General features: G+C 56.6%; 21 protein-coding genes. 5 read left to right on the top strand and 16 right to left on the bottom strand.

The window, feature by feature from the left end; genetic code table 11:
* Positions 1–7: 7 nt before the first annotated feature.
* From atpD to rho, 13 genes are all read right to left on the bottom strand, one after another.
* Positions 8–1459 carry a F0F1 ATP synthase subunit beta gene (gene atpD / locus U1140_RS01290; protein WP_369845628.1) on the bottom strand — a complete coding sequence of 484 codons (1452 nt, stop codon included), beginning with the start codon at positions 1457–1459 and terminating at the stop codon, positions 8–10.
* A gap of 3 nt (positions 1460–1462) precedes the next feature.
* Positions 1463–2437: a F0F1 ATP synthase subunit gamma gene (locus U1140_RS01285; RefSeq protein ID WP_369845627.1), complete on the bottom strand. Its 975-nt coding sequence runs from the start codon at positions 2435–2437 to the stop codon at positions 1463–1465.
* Positions 2438–2498: 61 nt separating this feature from the next.
* The gene (atpA, locus tag U1140_RS01280; RefSeq protein WP_369845626.1) at positions 2499–4172 is read right to left on the bottom strand and encodes a F0F1 ATP synthase subunit alpha; all 1674 of its coding nucleotides are present in this window, start codon (positions 4170–4172) and stop codon (positions 2499–2501) included.
* A gap of 56 nt (positions 4173–4228) precedes the next feature.
* Positions 4229–5056 (bottom strand): F0F1 ATP synthase subunit delta, encoded by an 828-nt coding sequence (locus U1140_RS01275; protein WP_369845625.1) that lies wholly within the window; start codon positions 5054–5056, stop codon positions 4229–4231.
* Between the two features lie 6 nt (positions 5057–5062).
* Positions 5063–5632 carry a F0F1 ATP synthase subunit B gene (locus tag U1140_RS01270; protein WP_369845624.1) on the bottom strand — a complete coding sequence of 190 codons (570 nt, stop codon included), beginning with the start codon at positions 5630–5632 and terminating at the stop codon, positions 5063–5065.
* Between the two features lie 44 nt (positions 5633–5676).
* Entirely contained in the window at positions 5677–5913 is a 237-nt protein-coding gene (locus tag U1140_RS01265; RefSeq protein WP_018120014.1) for an ATP synthase F0 subunit C, read from the bottom strand.
* Positions 5914–6008: 95 nt separating this feature from the next.
* Positions 6009–6812, bottom strand: coding sequence for a F0F1 ATP synthase subunit A (atpB, locus tag U1140_RS01260; RefSeq protein ID WP_369845623.1), 804 nt, complete (start codon positions 6810–6812; stop codon positions 6009–6011).
* Between the two features lie 412 nt (positions 6813–7224).
* Positions 7225–7686 carry a Cg1360 family ATP-synthase-associated protein gene (locus U1140_RS01255; protein ID WP_369845622.1) on the bottom strand — a complete coding sequence of 154 codons (462 nt, stop codon included), beginning with the start codon at positions 7684–7686 and terminating at the stop codon, positions 7225–7227.
* Positions 7687–7704: 18 nt separating this feature from the next.
* Complete coding sequence (locus tag U1140_RS01250; protein WP_369845621.1) at positions 7705–8880, bottom strand: MraY family glycosyltransferase; 1176 nt, start codon at positions 8878–8880, stop codon at positions 7705–7707.
* Positions 8880–9542 carry an L-threonylcarbamoyladenylate synthase gene (locus U1140_RS01245; protein WP_369845620.1) on the bottom strand — a complete coding sequence of 221 codons (663 nt, stop codon included), beginning with the start codon at positions 9540–9542 and terminating at the stop codon, positions 8880–8882. Before U1140_RS01245 ends, U1140_RS01250 begins: the two co-directional genes overlap by 1 nt.
* Positions 9543–9585: 43 nt before the next feature.
* Positions 9586–10458, bottom strand: a complete 873-nt coding sequence (prmC, locus tag U1140_RS01240; RefSeq protein ID WP_369845659.1) for a peptide chain release factor N(5)-glutamine methyltransferase — start codon at positions 10456–10458, stop codon at positions 9586–9588.
* A 66-nt stretch (positions 10459–10524) separates the two neighbouring features.
* The gene (prfA, locus tag U1140_RS01235) at positions 10525–11598 is read right to left on the bottom strand and encodes a peptide chain release factor 1 (RefSeq protein ID WP_369845618.1); all 1074 of its coding nucleotides are present in this window, start codon (positions 11596–11598) and stop codon (positions 10525–10527) included.
* A 3-nt stretch (positions 11599–11601) separates the two neighbouring features.
* Positions 11602–13470 carry a transcription termination factor Rho gene (gene rho / locus U1140_RS01230; protein ID WP_459076881.1) on the bottom strand — a complete coding sequence of 623 codons (1869 nt, stop codon included), beginning with the start codon at positions 13468–13470 and terminating at the stop codon, positions 11602–11604.
* Between the two features lie 527 nt (positions 13471–13997).
* Here rho and U1140_RS01225 point away from each other — a divergent pair.
* From U1140_RS01225 to mobA, 5 genes are all read left to right on the top strand, one after another.
* Positions 13998–15809 carry a long-chain fatty-acid--CoA ligase gene (locus tag U1140_RS01225; RefSeq protein WP_369845616.1) on the top strand — a complete coding sequence of 604 codons (1812 nt, stop codon included), beginning with the start codon at positions 13998–14000 and terminating at the stop codon, positions 15807–15809.
* Between the two features lie 47 nt (positions 15810–15856).
* Positions 15857–16981 carry a GTP 3',8-cyclase MoaA gene (gene moaA, locus U1140_RS01220; RefSeq protein WP_369845615.1) on the top strand — a complete coding sequence of 375 codons (1125 nt, stop codon included), beginning with the start codon at positions 15857–15859 and terminating at the stop codon, positions 16979–16981.
* Positions 16982–16998: 17 nt separating this feature from the next.
* Positions 16999–18345: a molybdopterin molybdotransferase MoeA gene (locus tag U1140_RS01215; RefSeq protein WP_369845614.1), complete on the top strand. Its 1347-nt coding sequence runs from the start codon at positions 16999–17001 to the stop codon at positions 18343–18345.
* A 121-nt stretch (positions 18346–18466) separates the two neighbouring features.
* Positions 18467–18946 (top strand): cyclic pyranopterin monophosphate synthase MoaC, encoded by a 480-nt coding sequence (gene moaC / locus U1140_RS01210; RefSeq protein WP_369845613.1) that lies wholly within the window; start codon positions 18467–18469, stop codon positions 18944–18946.
* A gap of 72 nt (positions 18947–19018) precedes the next feature.
* Complete coding sequence (gene mobA, locus U1140_RS01205; RefSeq protein ID WP_369845612.1) at positions 19019–19675, top strand: molybdenum cofactor guanylyltransferase; 657 nt, start codon at positions 19019–19021, stop codon at positions 19673–19675.
* A gap of 59 nt (positions 19676–19734) precedes the next feature.
* Here mobA and U1140_RS01200 read toward each other — a convergent pair whose 3' ends face one another.
* The 3 genes from U1140_RS01200 to U1140_RS01190 are packed head-to-tail and all read right to left on the bottom strand — an operon-like array spanning position 19735 to position 21964.
* Positions 19735–20868: a ThiF family adenylyltransferase gene (locus U1140_RS01200; protein ID WP_369845611.1), complete on the bottom strand. Its 1134-nt coding sequence runs from the start codon at positions 20866–20868 to the stop codon at positions 19735–19737.
* A 33-nt stretch (positions 20869–20901) separates the two neighbouring features.
* Entirely contained in the window at positions 20902–21372 is a 471-nt protein-coding gene (locus tag U1140_RS01195) for a molybdenum cofactor biosynthesis protein MoaE (RefSeq protein WP_369845610.1), read from the bottom strand.
* Complete coding sequence (locus U1140_RS01190) at positions 21353–21964, bottom strand: MogA/MoaB family molybdenum cofactor biosynthesis protein (RefSeq protein ID WP_369845609.1); 612 nt, start codon at positions 21962–21964, stop codon at positions 21353–21355. Before U1140_RS01190 ends, U1140_RS01195 begins: the two co-directional genes overlap by 20 nt.
* Between the last annotated feature and the right edge of the window lie 31 nt (positions 21965–21995).

Raw genomic sequence — 21995 nt, 5'->3', positions numbered from 1 at the left:
CTACTTCCTACTTCTCGTTCATCTTCTTGTATTTTTCCTCAACGTCGTCGAGGCCACCCAAGCCGTCGAAGGCCATTTCTGGGTAGTGGTCGAATTCGCCATCGCAGATGCGCTCGAAAGCGTCGATGGTGTCTTCCAACGGAACAGTCGAACCAGGCAGACCGGTGAACTTCTCTGCAACGTAGAAGTTCTGACCCAAGAAGCGCTGGATACGACGTGCACGCTGAACGGTGACCTTGTCTTCTTCCGACAACTCGTCCATACCCAGGATGGCGATGATGTCCTGCAGTTCTTTGTTCTTCTGCAGAATGTTGATCACGCGCTGGGCGATGGCGTAGTGACGCTCGCCGACGATACCTGGCTCGAGGATACGAGACGTCGAGGACAGTGGGTTCACCGCTGGGTAAATACCCTTCGAAGCGATGGAACGGTCCAACTCAGTCGTGGCATCCAGGTGGGCGAAGGTCGTCGCCGGAGCTGGGTCGGTGTAGTCGTCTGCAGGAACGTACACGGCCTGCAGCGAGGTAATCGACTTACCGCGGGTGGAGGTAATGCGCTCCTGCAAAACACCCATTTCGTCAGCCAGGGTTGGCTGGTAGCCCACAGCGGAAGGCATACGGCCGAGCAAGGTCGAAACCTCGGAACCCGCCTGGGTGAAACGGAAGATGTTGTCGATGAACAACAACACGTCCTGGTTTTGCACGTCACGGAAGTATTCCGCCATGGTCAAACCAGACAGGGCGACGCGCATACGTACCCCTGGTGGTTCGTCCATTTGGCCGAAGACAAGGGCGGTGTCTTGCAGAACGCCCATCTCTTCCATTTCCAGGAAGAGGTCGGTACCTTCACGGGTACGCTCGCCGACGCCGGCAAAGACGGAAGTACCGGAGAAGTTACGAGCAATACGGGTGATCATTTCCTGGATCAGAACCGTCTTACCAACACCTGCACCGCCGAACAGGCCGATCTTACCGCCCTTAACGTACGGGGTAAGCAGGTCGATAACTTTGATTCCGGTCTCCAGAATCTCGGTCTTACCTTCCAATTCGTCGAACGGTGGTGGATCACGGTGGATGCCCCACTGTTCGCCGTCACGGCCCAGACCAGGCTCGTCCAAGCACTCACCGAGTGCATTGAACACGTGGCCCTTCACGGCATCACCAACAGGAACACTGATTGGCTTGCCGGTGTCAGCAACCTCAGCACCACGGACAAGTCCGTCGGTCGGTGCCAAAGCGATGGTACGAATCAAGTTGTCGCCGAGGTGCTGAGCAACCTCCAGCGTGATGGTCTTGGCGACTGCCTCGAGGGTGACCTCGACAGTCAGCGCGTTGTACAAAGCAGGCATCGCACCACGCGGAAATTCCACGTCGACGACCGCACCGGTGACGCGCACGACGCGGCCGGTAGCGTTGGCGCTACCTTCCTGCGTGTTCTGCTCATCGAGAGCTGTAGTCATGATTTAGTCACTTTCTCCGCTGCCGGCAAGCGCACCAGCGCCACCGACGATCTCGTTGATTTCCTGGGTAATCTGTGCCTGACGGGCCTGGTTAGCAACGCGCGACAAGTCATTGACCAAGTCATTAGCGTTGTCTGTCGCTGCTTTCATGGCCGTACGGCGTGCAGCCGATTCAGCAGCTGAGGCCTCTAGAAGCATTGCGTACAGGATACGTGAAACGTACTTCGGCAACAGAGCTTCGAGCAAAGATTCTGGGTCCGGCTCGAATTCCATCTGTGCTTCGGTTTCGCCATGAGTGGTGGAAAAGTCCTCGTCAATAACTTCTTCGTCCTGATAAACAGGCTCAATGGGAAGAAGCTGCTGGACGTTGACTTCCTGAACCAGCATCGACACGAACGTCGTGTGCACGACGTGGACAGTGTCGAAACCGAACAGGTCTTCACCCTCTGCGACGTTCACGCCGTCGCGATGTGGTGCCGTACCTTCTGAGCTGGCTTGGAAACCTTCGATGAGATGCTGGCGCATGTCATGCGTAGCCTCCATGCTCGGGTCCTGGGAGAAACCGGTCCACTGCCCTGCGATGTCGACGTCGCGGAATTGATAGAAATCAACACCTTTACCGCCGGCAACGTAGCGCTTGACCTCGTAGCCCTTTTCTTCCAGAAGCTTTTCCAACTCGTTGGCACGCTTCAGCACGTTGTAGTTGTAACCGCCACACATACCGCGATCGGACGTGATGACCAGCACCGCCGCAGTCTTTACTTCTGCGCGCGGCTGCAGCATTGGGTGCTCGAGCGTCGTCGCTGATGCAAGACGCTCCATTACCTCTTTCATCTCGTCGGCATAAGGCTGTGCCTCATCAACGCGAGCTAAAGCCTTGTTGATGCGCGAGGTCGCGATCATCTCCTGGGCTTTAGTGATTTTCTTCGTGGAGTTCACTGACCGAATACGGTCGCGCAGTTCGCGAAGAGTAGCCATGGTTTCTTTCCCTCCCTTCTTTCGTGTTCTGAAAAGCGATCAATCCGAGTAACAGTGGTTACTACTTCTTGACGCTTTTACGGGAGACGTTGAGCTGGTTCTTTTCCACTTCGGATTCCTCGAGAGGTTCCTCGTGGTTTTCAATGACCGGCTCGCCAGAGGTGGTCTGGAAACCTTTGGCAAAATCTTCGTTCGCCTCGCGCAAAGCTTGCTTGGACTCGTCGTCCAATGGCTTGCCGCCCTGAATCTGCTCGTAGACCTGTGGGACTTCACCCTGCAGGTACTCGTGCAGGTCCGTTTCGTAGCGACGAGTGTCTTCGACAGGAACGTTGTCGAAAGCGCCTTCGGAAGCCAGCCAGATGGAAACGATTTGGTATTCCACGTTCTGCGGGCTCGACTCTGGCTGCTTCAGCAACTCGACAAGACGCTGACCGCGATCCAGTTGCTGCTTCGAAGCGGCATCCAAATCCGAAGCGAACGTTGCGAACGCTTCCAGGTCACGGTAGGCAGCGAGGTCAAGACGCAGGTTACCGGCAACTTTCTTCATGCCCTTGGTCTGTGCTGCACCACCGACACGCGAGACCGAAATACCCACGTCGATAGCAGGACGAACACCCTGGTTAAAGAGGTCAGACTGCAAGAAGACCTGGCCGTCGGTAATGGAAATAACGTTGGTGGGAATAAAGGCACCGACGTCATTTGCCTTGGTCTCAATGATTGGCAGCGCCGTCATCGAACCGGCGCCGAGCTCGTCATTGAGCTTGGCGGCACGTTCCAGCAGACGGGAGTGCAGGTAGAAAACGTCACCTGGGTAAGCTTCGCGTCCTGGTGGACGACGCAGCAACAGGGAAATTGCACGGTAGGCTTCAGCCTGCTTGGTCAAGTCATCATAGATAACCAAAACGTGCTTGCCTTCATACATCCACTGCTGGCCCAGGGCAGCACCGGAAAACGGTGCTAGCCACTTGAAGCCGGCGGCATCGGAAGCCGGTGCGGCCACGATGGTGGTGTATTCCAGTGCGCCGTGCTCTTCGAGCGTGCGACGTACACCGGCAATAGTGGTACCTTTTTGACCAACTGCTACATAGATGCATCGCACCTGCTTGTCCGGATCACCGGATTCCCAGTTTTCTTTCTGGTTCAAGATGGTGTCGATGCACAGAGCGGTTTTACCGGTCTTACGGTCACCAATAATCAGCTGACGCTGACCACGGCCGATTGGGGTCATCGCGTCGATGGCCTTGATACCGGTCTGCATTGGCTCTTCAACCGGCTGGCGATCCAGCACGCCAGCGGCCTGCAGCTCGAGTGCACGCTCTTTATCGGATTTAATTTCACCCAGGCCGTCGATTGGCTGACCCAGGGGGTTAATTACGCGGCCAAGAAAATCTTCGCCGACGGGGATGGACAGTACTTCTCCGGTCCGCTTAACCTCATCACCTTCAGCCAGTGATTCGAAGTTACCCAGAACAACGACGCCGATTGAGTCGGTGTCCAAGTTCTGTGCGACGCCAATAACGCCGCCAGGAAACTCCAGGAGCTCATTAGCCATAACGGACGGTAGGCCAGAGACGTTGGCAATACCGTCGGCTGCCGAAATGACCACGCCGACCTCCTCACGGGAGGCCGTCGCGGAATAGCTCGAGGTGTAGTTCGCAATCGCGCTACGGATCTCGTCGGAGGAGATCGTTAGCTCCGCCATGTTCTTCCTGCTCTCGGTTGTGTTTTCCAGCAATTACTTAATAAAGATCGTCTGTACGTATCTGTACGCGGCAGTGCAGCCAATAATGACTAGCGAGCAGCAAAAGCCGAACGCATGCGCTCTAGCTTAGCTTTTGTCGAGCCATCAATGACTTCATTACCAACGTGGATGCGCACGCCACCGAGGAGGCTGGGGTCAACCTCATTGTGGATGGACATCCGGTGATCGTAAATTGTGCGAAGTTTGTCTGCGAGTGCTGCAGTGTGCTCGTCGGACAGGTCTCCAGCGCTGACAACGCGAGCAACTTTGCATCCGCGTAGTGCAGCGACCTGTTCAACGACTGCTGCGACGTCACTAGCAGGATCCTTGTCGATCCGGCCAACGGCCTGCAAAGCTAGAGCTTCGCTGAACATAGTGACGTTTTTGTCTTTGAGGAGACCTGCGAGCAAGGAGCGCCGCTGGGACGCTTCTACTCGTCGGTCTGACAGCAGCATCGACAGCTCGCCTTCACGGTCTAGCACGCGGGACAGAGTGAACAATTCTTGTTCGACTCGTTCCAGTTCGTTCTTGCTTTCCGCGCCACGCAAAATAATGCGACGGGCTGCAGAGATCAGACCCGTGCGCAAATCGCGTGGGTTCGACCAAGTCAAGCCCGCAGCCTTTTTCAGAACCGCAAGCGCGCTTGCTGAAAGATGCTTCGCAAAGACATCGTCGACAAGTGCTGTGCGCTGCTCAGAGGTGGCTGCGTTATCGGCAAGCGCGACTCGCAACGGCCGATCGCCTTCGATCGCTTCGACGACCTCGAAGATTTCCAAACCGGTCTGCGAATCAACTGCTACGGCATTATCAGACTGAGACGAGGTCTCGTCGATGGATGCGTAGAGTTGCTGCAATGCTTCGCGGCTCGCTGCTTTCATGCTTGCCTACTTCCTTGCGGCAGGTGCCACGTTGTCGAGTTCGGACAAGAAGGAATCTACGGTGCCAGACTGCTTAGTTGCGTCCGACAGTTCGTTGCCAAGCAAGCGCTCAGCCAGCGAGATGGAATTCTGGCCCAGATCGGAACGCAGGTCCGCAACAACTTGTTCCCGGTTGGCAGCGAGCTGCTTGTTACCGGCTTCAATGATGCGAGCTGCTTCTTCTTCAGCTTTAGCTTTGTGCTCCGCTTCGATCTGCTCGCCACGTTTGCGAGCGTCTTCACGAATCGTGGCAGCTTCTGCACGTGCATCAGCAAGTTGTGCGTTGTACTTTTCCAGCGCTGCTTTTGCCTCGGCCTGTGCGGCTTCGGCGCGGTCCATTCCGCCCTTGATCCGGTCCTCGCGCTCATCGAGCACCTCTTGGAACTTCGGGATCACAAATTTCGCGAAGAGGAAGACGACTACTGCAAGCGGAATAATAGACCAGACGATGTCGTAGTTCGCAGGCAAAAGTAGGGAGTTGCCACCTTCGAGTGGCAATTCCTCTCCATGCTCCGCAAGCATATAAGTGACGTTCATAGGCTCTCCAGTCTTAAAAAGTGTGGTGTGGTTTCCGCGCTCTTTTAGAACAGGAAGCCTGCAACGAGGCCGATAAGGGCGAGGGCCTCAACGAAGGCGATACCAAGGAACATGGTGGTACGCAGCTGGCCGGCCATTTCTGGCTGACGTGCCATACCTTCAACGGTCTTACCTACCAAGATACCGATACCCAGGCCAGGTCCGATGGTTGCCAGACCGTAGCCGATAGCACCCAATTCGATGGAGGACTCAGTTGCCTGTGCCAAGATGATCTCGTTCATGTGAAAGTCATTCCCTTTCGTGGTCCTCGGCGTCATCTGCCGAGTATGTAGTTGCTGTGGGGGTTATGTAATTAGCCGCGTGGTTCGCGAGTTTGTCAGTGTGCGTCTGCGTGCAGTGACAATTCGATGTACACCGCAGTCAGCAAGGCGAAAATGTAGGCCTGCAAGAAGATAATGATGACTTCGTACAGGGTAAACAGAATCGCTGCCAACACCGTCACACCAGACAATGCAGTCCAGCCGTTGAGCTGCCAGAAGAAGAAGTTCGTGGCGCTGAACAGCAAAACCAAAATGATGTGGCCGGCGAGGAAGTTCGCCATCAAACGCAGTGCCAGCGTGATCGGACGCAGGATGAACGTCGAGAAAAACTCAATTGGCACGACCAGAAGATGCAGCGCCGGTGGCAAATTCGGGATGACCACCGAAGACTTGACGAATTTACCGAAGCCATAGCGTTTTGCGCCGGCATAAATCATCGTGACGTATGCCAACAATGCCAAGGCGATCGGCATTCCGATACGTGCGTTTGCGGAGATGTTCAGACCCGGAATGATCGTCGAGACGTTCATGAACAAAACCGAGAAGAAAATTGCCGCCAAAATTGGCAGGAATCTTCTCCCCTCTTTTTTGCCCAAGATGTCTTCTGCGATGTGGATCCGAACGAAATCCAGCGCGTATTCCATGACGTTCTGCAAACCTGAAGGAACCAGCTTGGGGCTCCTAAAGGCGATGAGGAAGACCACCAGCATGATCGCCAGCATCAGCAGACGAACAAGCATCAAGCGGTCTAGCGCGAACCAACCACCCAAGAAATCATCAAGGATGATGTGGCCATAGTATTGCCCCGGGAAAAATTCTGGGTCCAGTTCAGGCGAGTGGAACTCACCTCGAAAGGCCATAGTTGTAACGCTCAGCGTTCTCTCCCGTGTTCGGGCCGCATGAGTAGCTCATGCGGTGCGATGGACGTCTTCAAACTCGCTGCCGTTACCACGGACTCCGTCGCACATCAGCGCGGCAACAGCAGGGGAAACAGCGCAGCATGAAAGTCACACCCTTACAGTTTCCTGTGAAAGGCGCACCACTATTGCGGTTACCCGTGCAGTATATTATCAGCGGATTGCAATTCTGTCGCCTCGTGGGGGTGGATTTTTCGTTTTCGATTTCTAGCAGCAGAAATACTAACTAATATCACGACAGAAACTATTGTCGTTTTGTTGCATCTCGCCGAAACAGAACAACGGTTACGCCGCGAATCATACCCCGCCACGTAACCGCCATACCAGGAACTATCAGGTAACCCTTAATGCGAGTTTAACCAACAAAGGTGACTTTCGACGTCACGATTGCCCAAACCTCTGTTCCCAAAGTCAACAACAAGACAACCACGACGGTCACAAATAAGGAAACAGTGTGATAAAAGTCTAAATCTCGAATCGCAAACAATACCATGACCAAAACCACTATTTTCAGCAGCCAGCTGCCCAAGACGACGGCCATCGTGGTCGACGGAGTGCTATTCGACGTCACCAACACACTGACTGCGGTCAACAACACGAAGCTTCCACCAATCGCCGCCCCCAACACCACGCCCGACAGCCCGGGCAGGCCCGCAACAGCACCCCAAATCGCCAGCGAGACGACCGTCGCTACCGCTAATGCCCTGCTACCGAGCTTCAAGCCCCGCTTTAAGGGCAAACTGTGATCTTCATACGGCGATATCGACTCTTGATTATCCCCGCCTGTCGCTCCACTGCTGGCAAATACGTTGTTCATGTTTGTCATAGTAATTCCTTAAGATGGCGGTTGGTTTGTCACAAACTTTAATGGTGGATGCGTGCGACCAATCTTTCCCGCACGCAACGGAATCAGTGTCACTATGCCTGCTGCAATTAAAGCAACGACAGTCCCGCTCAACGCGAGCCACGGTGGCACGACGGAAAAACTCACAGCCCCAAATGCCACCACGGCCACCCACAGGTAGAGCACCAGAACCGTACGCCGGTGAGTGTGCCCCAGAGATAAAAGACGGTGATGGATGTGCTGCTTATCAGCCGCCATCGGCGACTGTCCACGTGCTAGACGACGCACCACGGCCAAAATGAGGTCTAACACGGGAATAAAGATTGCGGCGAGCACGACGATAAACGGAGAAATCAAAGCGACGATATCCGCAGTTCCATAAAGAGCCATGTTGATCTTGCCGCTCGCCGAAGTAGCTGCGGCGGCAAGCAACGTTCCGATAAGCATGGAGCCAGAATCACCCATAAATATGCGTGACGGTTCAAAATTATGCGGTAAAAACCCTGCACACATGCCCACCAATCCCGTGGCGATGATGGCTGGTGGATATGCCGATACTGCCCCACCTTGGTCATAAAGCACGGTAAGCGAAAAAACTAGAATCGCCCCACCTGCAATCATCCCCAGGCCCGCCGCCAAACCATCCAGACCATCAACAAAGTTAATCGCGTTGATCAGGGTGACCGTGAACAGTACAGTCAAGATCAGAGACTGTACTTGATCCAGCACTACGGTGGTTCCATCACCGACGGGCAGAAACAGCAAGGTCCAGGTCAGCCCCAAAAGACTCATGAGGCAGGCAGCAACGATCTGCCCCACAAGCTTCACCAGCGCACTCAGCTCGAAGAGATCATCTATGACGCCGACGAGCACGATCGCGAAAGCTGACCATAACACCGCAGTCATCTCCGGGGTGACCGGCATGAATCCGCGGTTGAGAGCCGGCAATTGCGTCGCCAAGGCTACTGCGAGCAAAAACCCACTGAACATCGCCACCCCGCCAAGACGCGGGGTCGGCTGGGTATGCACATCGCGGGATCTAATCTCGGCGATCCGGCCAGAACGAATCATTAAATTGCGTACGCCGCCGGTGACGAGAAAAGTTACGACGGCAGCAACCAACAACACCAAGCCGAGCTCCCGGAGAGGAATGCCTGCCGCACCCATTACTTGCTCTTTCTACGCAGATCCTCCGGCGCAAGCTCGAGCACCTCTGCAATGTGCTCTGTGCTGATTGCGCCTTCGCGTAATACGACCGGGGCTGGCCCAGACAAATCGACGATCGTCGATGCCTGCCCCAATTCACTATCGCCATCGTCCAGATAAACCTTGACTTTGCGTCCAAGCTGGCGTTCGGCCTCGGTTACCGACGTGGGCGATTGTTGTCCGGAAATATTCGCCGACGAGACAGCCATTGGGCCAACCTCGCGCAAAATTTCAATAGCGACGGGGTGTAACGGCATGCGCAACATCACCGTGCCACGAGTATCACCAAGATCCCAAGGCAATGACGGCGCCTGCGGAACAATGAGCGATAATCCACCTGGCCAAAAAGCCTCAATGAGCGTTTTGGTCTGTTCAGGGAATTCCCGCACCAAGCCTTGCACGGTTGACCAGGAACCAACCAAAACGGCTATCGGCATGTCACGTCCGCGCTGCTTGGCCGCAAGCAATTGCGCCACTGCTTCATTATCGAAAGCATTGCAACCCAACCCGTACAGGGTATCGGTTGGCATCACGACCAGTTCGCCAGCACGAACAGCCTCGACAGCGGCATTAATGCCCGCTGTGCGTTGCTCGCGATCCTCGCAGGAATATGTCGTGCTCATCGCCGTTGTGTACTCCTTGTTGGTGCTGACTTTTATCAACTGCTCAGTCTACGCGTTTTGCCGCCGTCACAAATCGGTCGCGGCCGGTGAGATCCGCAAGTGCGGTAACCTCGGCTAAGTCGGGCTGGGCCCGCAAAACCTGCTGTACCTGCCGCGATGTCGAGTCATCGTGTTCAATGCCCACCAGGCCACCGGGGCGCAAAAGTCGTGCTACCAACGGTGCGAGGTCATCGATGACGTCCATGCCGGTAACACCAGCAAAAACGGCATCATCTGGGTCTGCATATACCTCCGGGCTCAACGTCTCGTCCCGGGGAACATACGGTGGATTCGACACGATCAGATCCACCTGGCCATCAAACTGCGAAAAGAAATTTTCCTCTCGCACATCGCCGAGGTGTAATTCGTAATCAATGCGGGTCTGCGCCTGCAACTGGGTGCGGTTTTTCTTGGCCCATTCCCAGGCTTGCGGTGAATATTCCACACCAAGTACCCGGGCGCTTCGCACTTCGTGAGCAATGTAGGCAGCTAGCGCACCAGTGCCGGTGCATAGGTCAAGCACCAGCGGTGTGCGGCCGGCATATTTTCCGCGTGCGAGATCGTCGGAAAGCTTGTCGACGGCCCACTGCGCTAATACCTCGGTTTCTGGACGCGGAATAAACACTCCAGGCCCCACGAACAGCTCCAGCGGCCCAAAAGGTGCGGTACCGATGATGTGTTGCAAAGGTTGGCGTTGCTCACGACGCGCAATGGCCTCGCGCAACCCAGCGGGTGCAGGTTCACGCAAGTGCAAAAACACCTCGGTCGGCGCAACTGCCAAAAAATGTGCAGCTAACAGACGCGCTTCCCCTGCGGCATTGGTGATTCCAGCGGCAGCAAAACGCTGCGCTGCATCACGCACTACCTCGTGCAGCAACCTATGCTGGTTATCCGAAGATGACACAGTGTTCGACGTAATGTTCGACGCAGTGTTCACTGCAGCTTATTTCGCCTCGAGTCGCTCGGCGCGTTCCTGATCCTGCAAAGCCTTGATCAGATCGTGCATGTCGCCATTGAGCACACTGTCAAGGTTGCTGGCTTTATATCCGATGCGGTGATCGGCAATGCGATTCTCCGGCCAGTTATAGGTACGAATGCGCTCGGAACGATCCATGGAACGAACCTGGCTTGCACGTTGCTCACCAGCTTCAGCGTCTGCTTTTTCCCGCTCGATCTGGTCAAGACGAGCCTGCAGAACCTGCATGGCACGCGCCTTGTTCTGGATCTGCGAACGTTCCTGCTGGCAGGTCACCACCAAGCCGGTCGGCAAGTGCGTGATGCGCACTGCGGAGTCGGTGGTGTTAACGCCCTGACCACCTTTACCCGAGGAACGGTAGACGTCGATACGTAGATCTTTTTCGTTGATATCGACAGATTCAACCTCGTCAGGCTCCGGGTAAACCAGCACACCAGCGGCGGAAGTCTGAATGCGTCCCTGTGATTCCGTCACTGGCACGCGCTGCACACGGTGGACACCACCTTCATATTTGAAGAACGCCCACGCGCCATCGCGGCTTGGGGTTTTCGCGCGGAAGGAAATGGTCATATCCTTCACCCCACCCAGATCAGATTCGTTCAATGCCAAAACGTTCCAGGCAAAGCCAGCTTTGTCGGCAAAGCGCTCATACATACGCGCCAGATCAGCCGCGAACAATGCTGCTTCTTCTCCGCCGGCACCGGCTTTGATTTCCATAATGATGTCTTCAGCATCCTGCGGATCACGAGGAGCAAGTAGGTCAGCGAGCTTTTCCTGCAACTGCTCTACTTGTTCCGCAAGTGCTTCCGCCTCCGCCTGGAAATCGTGGTCCTCATAGGCCATTTCGCGGGCGGCTTCGAGGTCATCCTGCGCGGCAGTGAGCTCTTCGTACGTGATCATGATGGGGCGCAACTCGGCGTAGCGCTTCGAGAGCTTGCCGAATTGTGCTTGATCCCCAGCGATCGACGGGTCCGCCATCTGGGCTTCAATGCCCTGATATTCGGAGACGACGTCGTCGACAAGCGATACCTCATTAGCCATGGATTAGTCCTCTTCTTCAAGTGCCGCTGCCATTGGGGCAGACGATGCAACCTGCATCAAGAATTCGCCGTTCGACTTCGTCTTTCGCAGCTGCTTGATCAACAAATCGATCGCCTGGTGAGAATCCAAAGCAGACAGAATACGGCGCAGCTTCGTCATGATGCGGGCTTCTTCTGGAACCAACAGTAGTTCGTCTTTGCGCGTACCCGATGGGTTGACGTCAACTGCTGGGAATACCCGACGCTCGGAAATGCCGCGATCCAGCTTGAGTTCCGCGTTGCCGGTGCCCTTGAACTCCTCGAAGATAACGGTATCGCCGGTCGAACCAGTCTCCACCATGGCGGTGGCGATGATCGTCAGCGATCCTCCGTCCTCGATATTGCGGGCTGCACCCAGGAATCGCTTCGGTGGGTACAACGCGTTCGAGTCCACACCACCGGACAAGATGCGCCCCGATGCTGGCGAAGAGTTGTTGTACGCACGGCCCAAACGGGTGATCGAGTCCAGCAATACGACGACGTCTTGGCCTTGCTCGACCAAACGCTTCGCGCGTTCGATAGCCAGCTCGGCGACGGCGGTGTGCTCTGATGGTGGACGATCGAATGTCGAAGCAATCACTTCGCCGTTGACGTTACGTTGCATGTCCGTAACTTCTTCTGGGCGTTCGTCGACAAGCACGACCATCAGGTAGCACTCTGGGTTGTTCGTGGTAATCGCGTTCGCGATGTTTTGCAGAATCGTGGTCTTGCCCGCTTTTGGTGGCGAGACGATGAGCGCGCGCTGTCCCTTACCGATCGGCATGATCAAGTCGATCACACGCGTGGTCAAGATCTTCGGTTCGGTTTCCAGCCGCAGGCGTTTGTTCGGGTACAGCGGAGTTAGCTTGCTGAACTGGGGACGCTGCTTTGCTTCCTCTGGGTGCAGGCCGTTGACGGTTTCGACGAAAACCATCTGGTTGTATTTCTTGCGGTTGCGACCCTTGCCGTGCGATTGTCCGCCACCGGTCATTTTGACCTTGCCGGTTAGGTAATCACCGGTGCGCAGGTGGAAGCGGCGCACCAAGTTGGTGTTGACGAAAACATCCAATGAGCTTGGGCGGTAACCGGTCGTGCGCAAGAACGCGGCGTTGCCGTCGACGACTTCCAGAATGCCGGCGACTTCCTGCAAACCATTGTTGCGGTTGTCATGGCCGCGGTTATCGTTGCCGCGGTTGTCATTGTTGCGGTTATCGTTACCACGGTTGTTGTCACGACTATCGGCATTGTTCTGGGAAGCGTCGGCGTCGTTGTGGTCGCGGTTATCGCGGCCCTGGCCCTGGTTGTCGTCGCGGTTGTTGTCACGGTGTTGGTTGCTTTCGCTCAAGCGACGTACCCGGCGACCACGACGTCCCCGGCGCGAATTTCCTTCTGCTCCACCGCGATGTTTCACCTGCTGATTATCGGCATCACCTGGTTGCTGGTGCTGGTCATCATGTCCTGCACCTGGCTGTCCCGCTTCGTTTGCTGCAGCGGCAGCGTCGTGATTGGCGCCGTCTTTATTATCGCCGCTTTTCTGGTCGCTCTGAGTTTCGTTGTCGTTAACCCGGGCTTTCGCGCGGACGCGACGTGCACGGCGCGCGGCTGCAGGCGACGGGGTGTCGTTATCGACGTTATCGCCGTGTGCACTACCCGGCTGCACGGCGTCCTGCGCATCGGTTTCTGCAATTTGTGGTGTTTGCTTATCCGATTTCTTCACCCGCGGCAGCGGCTTTTCGGTAGATTTACGCGGCACTTTGCCTGTTTCGATCGCCATGATCAACTCGCCCTTGCGCAGGGCAGTAATGCTCTTCAACCCCTTCTCAAGAGCGAGCGCCCGGAGTTCGGGAAGCTTCATGGAATACAGGTCTGGGTTGTCCGTTGTGCTCACGGATGTCCTTTCGCGTCGATGTTCTCGCGTAACTGAGATGACCCCGAGTCCTCGGGTTGCCCAACCTACAATGCAGGCTGCGCTGTGCGGAGCACGCTGTACGAAGGATTCGCAGAATGCTGTAGGATTTTCCGACAATAAGCGATCCAAACGCAGCGCAGTGATTGTAGAGGAAAGTTAAAAGTTTCATTCCAAAATCTTGCGCATCTAGCCTCATAGGCTCATGCCACGGCTTCACCGTTTACGTCGACAAGCAGCACTTACGTCGAAAAGCACCAAACGTCACAGACGCTCGACACTGAAAGCGACGCACAAAGCAACAACGACGCAATGGCAGTTATTTTCGCAAGCTTTCGGAATAATCGCATAGACGGCACAAAACGCCTACCTACCGATTTCAGAACCAGTGTAGCGCACATCTATGCTAATCCCCACTCAGCCCATCTGTGGCGTTGCCCATAACGCTGCACGCCCGGAGCGCTAAAATTGGAATCATGCTCTCGACGATGCAGGATCTACCGCTGTCTGTATCCAGGATTCTGGAATACGGCCGTAGCGCGCATGCCACCACCAAAGTCACTACCTGGTCCCCCGATGGCCCGTCAGAGACCACATTCAGTGCGATCGCCTCACGCGCTAGCGCTTTCGCCCACGCTCTGCACGACAAACTCGGCATCACGGGCGATCAACGGGTGGGATCACTGCTGAATAACTGCGCAGAGCACCTCGAAGTCATGTTCGGGGTGATGTCCATGGGCGCGGTTTTTGCACCGCTGAATAAGCAGCTCATGCTTGATCAGCTCACGCACATCGTCAACCACGGCCACACCGAAGTTTTGGTGGTCGATCCACGGATGATCGACCTGGTGCGCGACATCGCCACCCAAACCCCCTGCGTTCGCGCCGTGGCCTTTATTGGCTTGCCCACCCCAGCCGAACTCGCTGACTACGCGCGCGTGCTGCCCGGCCACATCGAGATCCACTCCTACGAATCGCTTCTCGACGGCCACCCCACCACGTATCCCTGGCCCGAGGTCGACGAGCGTGAAGCCACTGCCTTGTGTTACTCGACGGGCACGACGGGTGCGCCGAAGGGCGTGGTGTATTCGCACCGCTCCATTTATCTTGCCGCCTTGCAGCTGCGGACCACCGATTCTATTGCGGTCACCCACGGCGAATCATTTCTCTGCGGCATCCCCATTTATCACGTGCTGTGCTGGAGTGTTCCGTTTGCAGCATTTTTATCGGGCGCTCCACTGGTGCTACCCGATGCTGATACATCCGCGGCAACGCTGGCGAAAATCATCCAAGCCACCCATCCTCGCCGCGCCAATGGGGTTCCATCGTTATGGATCCAACTGATGGTCCATTATTTGCACAATCCCCCGGAGCGGATGTCATTGGTCGAAATTTTCGCTGGTGGCTCCCCGGCCCCACCTGCCTTGATCAAAATCTGGGAAGAACGCTACGGCGTCGACGTGGTTCATGTCTGGGGCATGGCAGAAACCACGAGCATCGGTACGGTCTCACGCCCACCATCTGGAACATCGGGAGAAACCCGTTGGGGTTATCGCATCTCGCAGGGGCGTTTCCCGTCGATGCTGCAATACCGGGTGGTCAACGACGGCGAAATCGTTCCGAATACCGACCGCAACGAAGGTGAAATCCAGGTTCGCGGCAACCTGGTCACCAGCTCGTATTTCCATTCCGCAGCCGAAGAATCTACGGGCAACGCCACCGAATTTCGGGGCCAGGATGTCGCCGATGATATCGATGAAGCGCGTAATAAATTTACTGACGACGGTTGGCTGCGCACCGGCGACGTGGGCTCGATTACCAAGGATGGCTTTTTGACGGTCTCTGATCGCGCTCGCGATGTCATTCGCTCGGGCGGCGAATGGATTTATTCCGTCGGGCTGGAAAATATGGTGATGGCCTCGGACAAAGTCGTCGAATGTGCAGTGATCGGGTATCCGAATACCAAGTGGAATGAGCGCCCTTTGGCGGTCACGGTCCTGCACGCTGATATTCCCCGCAATGCGGCCACCGCGCGTCAGCTGCGCGATTACCTGCGCGAATCGCTCCCCAATTGGATGACCCCGGAATACTGGGCGTTTGTCGATTCGATCGACAAGACCTCCGTCGGCAAATTCGATAAAAAAGATCTCCGCGAGCACTTAAAAGCCGGCCGGCTCGAGGTCATTGCGTTGCCCGGGCCTGGTGATCGCAGTAACGACGACACCCCTGACGGGGATGGCGGTGCCGACAACGTAATCGATGCTAGTCAGCATGACGATCACCACTAGGCAGCGCATTGTCAGCCCTGCACTCAACCACTAAAATGGGGTCTGATATGTCACCTTCTGTATTGTTGCCGAACCCGCTCACTCCGTCGAAATCTTCGGCAGGAGTCCCGCATGTCGCCGCCGATTTACCGGCCGCACATGCCGATGGCACGCGCCAGTTGCTTGACCGTTACGGCCGCGTTGCTCGTGATCTCCGCGTGAGTTTAACGGACAAGTGCAACCTGCGGTGCACCTATTGCATGCCGGCAGAAGGTCTGGAATGGATGCACAATTCCGCGGTGCTTTCCGACGATGAGGTCGTTCGTTTGGTGCGCATCGCCGTTGAACAACTTGGTGTCACCAAACTGCGGTTTACCGGTGGTGAACCACTGCTGCGGAAATCTCTCGCAAGCATCATCGAACGCACCAAGGCCTTGACGACGACTACTGGCGGTGCTCCAGAAATCGCGCTAACTACTAACGGTCTGGGACTCGATAAGCGCGTCGACAGCCTGGCCGCAGCTGGCTTGGATCGGATTAACATCTCGCTCGATACCATCGACCGCGAAAGATACGCTGCGCTGACCCGGCGCGACCGCCTGGCGCATGTACTGCGTTCGATTGATAAGTGTGCCGAAGCCGGGCTCAATCCCATCAAGATCAACGCCCTAGTGATGAAAGGCGTCAATGAGGACGACGTGATCGATCTGGCGGCATTCGCACTCGATAAAGGTGCGCAATTGCGCTTTATCGAACAAATGCCGTTGGGCCCACGTGAGTCGTGGTCGCGCGAAGACATGATCACCGCAGATGAGATTTTGGCTAAATTGCAATCAGCATTTCCGATGACCCCAGCGAAGCAACCGCGTGGTTCTGCCCCGGCAGCGCTCTGGGATGTCTGGGACGAGAATGAGCGCAGCGTTCAGCGTGGGAAATTGGGCATTATCAGTTCGGTCTCCTACCCGTTCTGCGGCGATTGTGACCGCACCCGCTTGACTGCCGATGGCGCGATTCGTACCTGTTTGTTCAGCAACAGCGAAACCCAATTACGCGATCTCATGCGCCGAGGCGCCAGTGACGATGAGCTAGCAACAATCTGGGCAGGTGCGATGTGGGAGAAACTCCCCGGCCACGGCATCAACGACGAAGGCTTTTTGCAGCCTGCACGCACCATGTCGGCCATCGGCGGATAAAGAACTGCAGCATAGCGATGAATTCCTCTACACCGGTCACGGTTGCACAGCATCTTTCGCGCGTACGCAACCTCGTCACAGCAACTGAGCCAGAACTGCTCGCAATCCAGGATGCGCCGGGGCGTTTTTTGTCCCGCAGCATCAAAGCGAAAGCAGCGATCCCTGCTTTTAATAATTCGTCGATGGATGGTTTTGTTGTCCACGATGCTGACGTCGCGGGGGCTGGCCCGTGGACTTTGCCGGTAGTCGGTGAAGTCGCTGCTGGCGCGAAACCACAGGAGTTTTCGCCCGGGGGTGCGCTACGTATCATGACTGGCGCGCCGATTAGTGCGGATCCCCGCCGCCTGCGGGTGATCCCGACCGAGCTCACTGATGCGCAAGTTGGCCCATCACAGCTACCACGCTCCGTCACGATCAATTCTCTGCCGGACAAGCGGCATATCCGACTGCGCGGCGAGGTCGTTCGTCCCGACGACGAGATCCTGTCGGCCCACACGCTTGTCGACGCCGGATGCTTGGCGTATTTACTCAACGCAGGTGTGATGCACATTCCGGTTTTTCGCATTCCCCGAATCGCGGTGATTTCTTCGGGCGATGAACTGGTTTCTGCTGAGAAGACAGCTGCCGGTTTCGAAGACGACGCTGCCGGGCACAATTTCCGCATCGCGGATTCCAATGGCCCGATGATCACCCGTTTGCTCGAAGAACATGGCCCGGTCATCGTCGAACGCTTTCACGTTGGTGATGGAGTATCTACCCTGCAAGAACTACTGGACGAGCTGACTACGCGCAGCGAAAACCCAGTTGACCTGGTAGTGACCACCGGTGGTATCTCGCAAGGCGCGTTCGACGTCGTCAAGGCCGCGGTGCGGCAGTCGCCGAACGCACAACTCTGGTTCGGTAAGGTAGCGCAACGGCCCGGATCGCCGCAGGGCGCCGGAAAATGGAACGACGTCGCGATGGTGACATTACCGGGCAACCCGGTTGCGGCCTACGTCTCGGCGCTGGTGTATGTCATCGCATGTTTGCGCATCCTGCAGGGGCGCGTGGCGCCAGCCCGTGATTCTGCTGCAGCTGCAGTGAGTGCGAATTCTGCATGGTGGCCGCATCGCGTGCTCTATGCAACCCCGGATCCACAGCTGCCGAATCCGCGAGCTAGCAAAACGCAATTAATTCCGGTCCGGCTGGACGCAGCCAACCAGCCTGCGGGCGAGAACGCTGCCCCCGCTCTGCACGCGGTGCCAGCTCAATCTGGAAAGCTGGGTTCGCATTTTGTCAACTCCCTCGTGGGCATCGAGGGCCTGATTGTGCTTGACCCAGCCGAAAGCGACAACACCCCATCTGCAGTGCGGGTGCTCAGGTAAGCTCAACGCTTACTTCAGCCCCTGCCCGCCACTTTCTCCGTGACTCCATCCGTTACAACCGCACAACCACGATCACAAAGACAACCACAGCGACCGTAAAGAAAAGCTAAGGAAAACACTGATGAAACAACCCCCTCACCTGGATGCCTCCGGCAACGCCTACATGGTTGATGTCACAGAAAAAACACCCACCGTGCGCTCGGCTACTGCGGTCGCTTCCGTCGTGTGTTCGGCAGAGATTCTGCAAGCCCTGCGTGATGGCACAGTGCCGAAAGGCGATGTGTTCGCGGTTGCGCGCCTGAGTGGAATCTCTGCTGCCAAGCGGGTGCCCGAATTACTACCGCTGGCGCACACAATCGGTGTTCACGGCTGCGAGGTCTCTCTCGAGCTTTACGACGACCACCTGCACATCACTGCAACCGTGCGCACCGCCGACCGCACGGGCGTAGAAATGGAAGCACTCACCGCAGTCAATGTCGCGGCGCTCAACGTTATCGACATGGTCAAAGGCGTCGACCGCAGCGCCTACATCACCAATTGCGCGATCATCAAGAAATCCGGTGGCCGTTCTGGCGACTGGTCCCGACCAGAACCGAAATAGAACTCGACCAGTCCCAGATCAGCACCCCCAAATACAAGAAACCACAACTCCAAGAAACCGCACCTCCCCCACATGAAACACGCACACGAGCGCCTAGAACACAGCTTTCTTGCCGACGCCGCCCCGCAACGCGACAATCTTGCTGCCATCATCGTGGCCGGTGGGCGTTCTGCGCGTATGGGCGGGATCGATAAATCCACGATCAGCCTCAATGGCATCCGCTTGATCGACCATCTCCTCGCTGGGCTGCAGTCGCTGGGAATCGCGCAAGACAATATCGTGATTGTGTCGACGAAAACGTTGGCCGAAAATATTGCGCATACCGCAGAAAGCCCAGCTTTTGGTGGTCCGCTCGCAGGAATTTCCGCTGGGCTGCAGGCTATTCCAGCATCGTCTTCCCGCGTGGCTATTTTCAGCGTGGACGCACCAGATTCTTGGAAGCTGCTGCCCCAACTCGCCAATACGCTGGCAAACAATGCCGAGCGTGATGCTGCCATCATCAAAGATGATGCGGGAATTGCCAATCCATTGTGCTCGGTATGGAAAACGGCACAACTAAGCTCAGCGCTGACCGAAATTGGCGATCCCCACGATAAACCAGCGCGCGCATTGGTCCGTCATTCAGATTGGCTCGGTGTCGACGGCACGGGGCTGGAGACCGATTACGACACCCTCGCTGAGCTGAAGGCGCGCGGTGCCGTCGAGCTTCCTGCGAACTCGCAGGAGTGATCAAGCCACCGCGAAGCCCGCAGACACAGTAAGCCCACAGACGCAGTAATCGCGAGAATTTAATCAGTCTGGCGCGCAAGCCAGGCATCGATCCCTCCGCGGAGATTGCCGAGGTTTTCGAGCCCGTAATCGCGTAGCTGTTTGATCGCCTGCGTGGAGCGTTTACCCGCAGCGCAATAGATGATGACGGGATGCTCGGGATCATGTGCACGCACCACAGAAATTAGTTGTGCCGCGCTCACAATACCGGCGCCAGGCGAATCATCATCGCCGGAGAACGTGGACAGTGGAATATTAACCGCGCCCGGAATGACATATTCGGAGTATTCCTCGGGCTCACGAACATCGATGACGACAGCCTCAGCAGGAATTTCTTCGACCGGCTTACCTTCGTCGATAAGCGATTCGGGTTCTTCGCTGGTTTCGGCCTGGATTGGACCCGTCTCCCAAACCATCTCGCGCGTGCTGTGCTTGGCCTGGACCGGGATATATTCCCAGCTACCGGACAAAGCATCGAAATAGCCCAGCCGACCAGCAAGTGGTGTGCCAATGCCGGTGAGAACCTTAATCGCTTCCAAGGCCATCGCCGAACCCACGGTACCCACGACAGGCCCCAACACACCCGCCTGTGCGCACGACGGCACCGAACCGACCGGCGGCGGTGTGGGAAAAACATCCTCGTAAATCGGCCCATCGCCGAGGCCAAAGACCGACATTTGTGCATCAAAACCGAGGATTGAGCCCCAGATGTGCGGGATTCCGCTACGCAAGGCCGCCCACGAGATGAGATAGCGCGTACCCAAGTTATCGGTGCCATCAATGACCAGGTCTGCCCCGCTGAAAATTTCACGGGCATTGTCGCGGTCAAGATCGGCGTTGATGACGGCGACGGCAATCTCCGGATTCAGCGCGCGGATAGCTCGCCGCGCCGAATCTACTTTTGCTGTCCCGATTGTCTCGGTGGTGTGAATGATCTGCCGGTGTAAGTTCGACAGTGAGACTTCATCACCATCGATGATGGTCAGCGCGCCCACCCCAGCCGCTGCCAGATACAGCAAAACCGGAGACCCCAGCCCGCCTGCCCCCACGACAACGACGTGCGATCCAGCCAGCTTCTGTTGAGCATCGCGCCCAAAGCCGCGCAAACTCAGTTGGCGCTGGTAGCGAGCCACTGTTTGTGGCGCAAATTCCATATGAGGTATCTCCTGTTCAGCTGGGGCTGCTTTCTAGTCCAGGCCGACCCACTGCGCCGAACCGTCGGCAAGGAATTGTTCCTTCCAGATCGGCACCGTAGCTTTGACTTGTTCGGCGAGTTCAGCGCAGGCAGCGAAGGCTTCTTTCCGGTGTGCGCTAGCTACGATCACCGCGAAAGCCAACTCACCAATGCCGAGCTTGCCCGTACGGTGCGCAGCCCATAGCCGCACCTGCGGGTATTCCTCGGCGATCTCAGCTACCACACGAGCTAATTCTTGCGGCGCGGACGGGTGCGAGGTGTAAACCAACTCGTCGACCGCATGGCCGCCGTCGTGGTTACGGATGATTCCATCGAAGATAACGACGGCGCCAGCGGTGGCATCCGGTACTAGGCGGCTGGCTTCATCGCGCAGTGGTTCCAGTGGCTGGTCCGTCAAGACCGTGCCGATGATGCGCTCGGTTACAGGTGCCGGCCGCGCGGGATCAGGAGTGGTGTTTGCCATGGTTGGTGACTTGGTGTCCTTTCAATACGTCGACTGCGTGTGCCAAAACCTCGTCAAGAATTTTTACACCATCACGCACCCCGCCGGGTGAACCGGGCAGCGCCATAACGAAAGTCTGGCCAATCGTGCCTGCCAGCGCGCGGGAGAGCACAGCCGACGGGGTTTTCGCCATCCCTGCGGCCCAAAAAGCGTGCGCAACGCCGGGAAGTTCGCGATCCAGGTGCGGCTGCAAAGATTCGATAACTCGATCATCGGGGCTGATTCCGGTGCCGCCAGAAGTCACGATGACGTCGGGACGGTCTGGATCAGCGATGATGTCGTCGATAACAGCCGTAATGTCTTTATCCGCGACGATGGTTGCATCAGGGGTGTCGAATCCCTTCGCACGCAAAAACTCCACAGCGATCGGCCCAGATTCATCAGTGTAAATGCCTTGCGCAGCACGCGTCGAAGACACCAGCACCAAGCCGGTGCGGGTGCCTTTGGCCGTTGCAGGCTTTGCCTGCGCCACATGCGGCGCATGCGCTGCGTTACCGTTAGCGTCGGTACGCTCTGGTTGCCGGTCAGTTCTGCCTGGGGCGTTCGGTGTCATGTGTAGCCTTCCTTTCACAGACTGGGCTGTG

This window comes from Corynebacterium drakensteinense (genome assembly GCF_041224285.1).
Classification (GTDB): Bacteria; Actinomycetota; Actinomycetes; order Mycobacteriales; family Mycobacteriaceae; genus Corynebacterium.
Note: the sequence above shows the minus strand (reverse complement) of the source record. Positions and strands in the feature narration are given on the sequence as shown.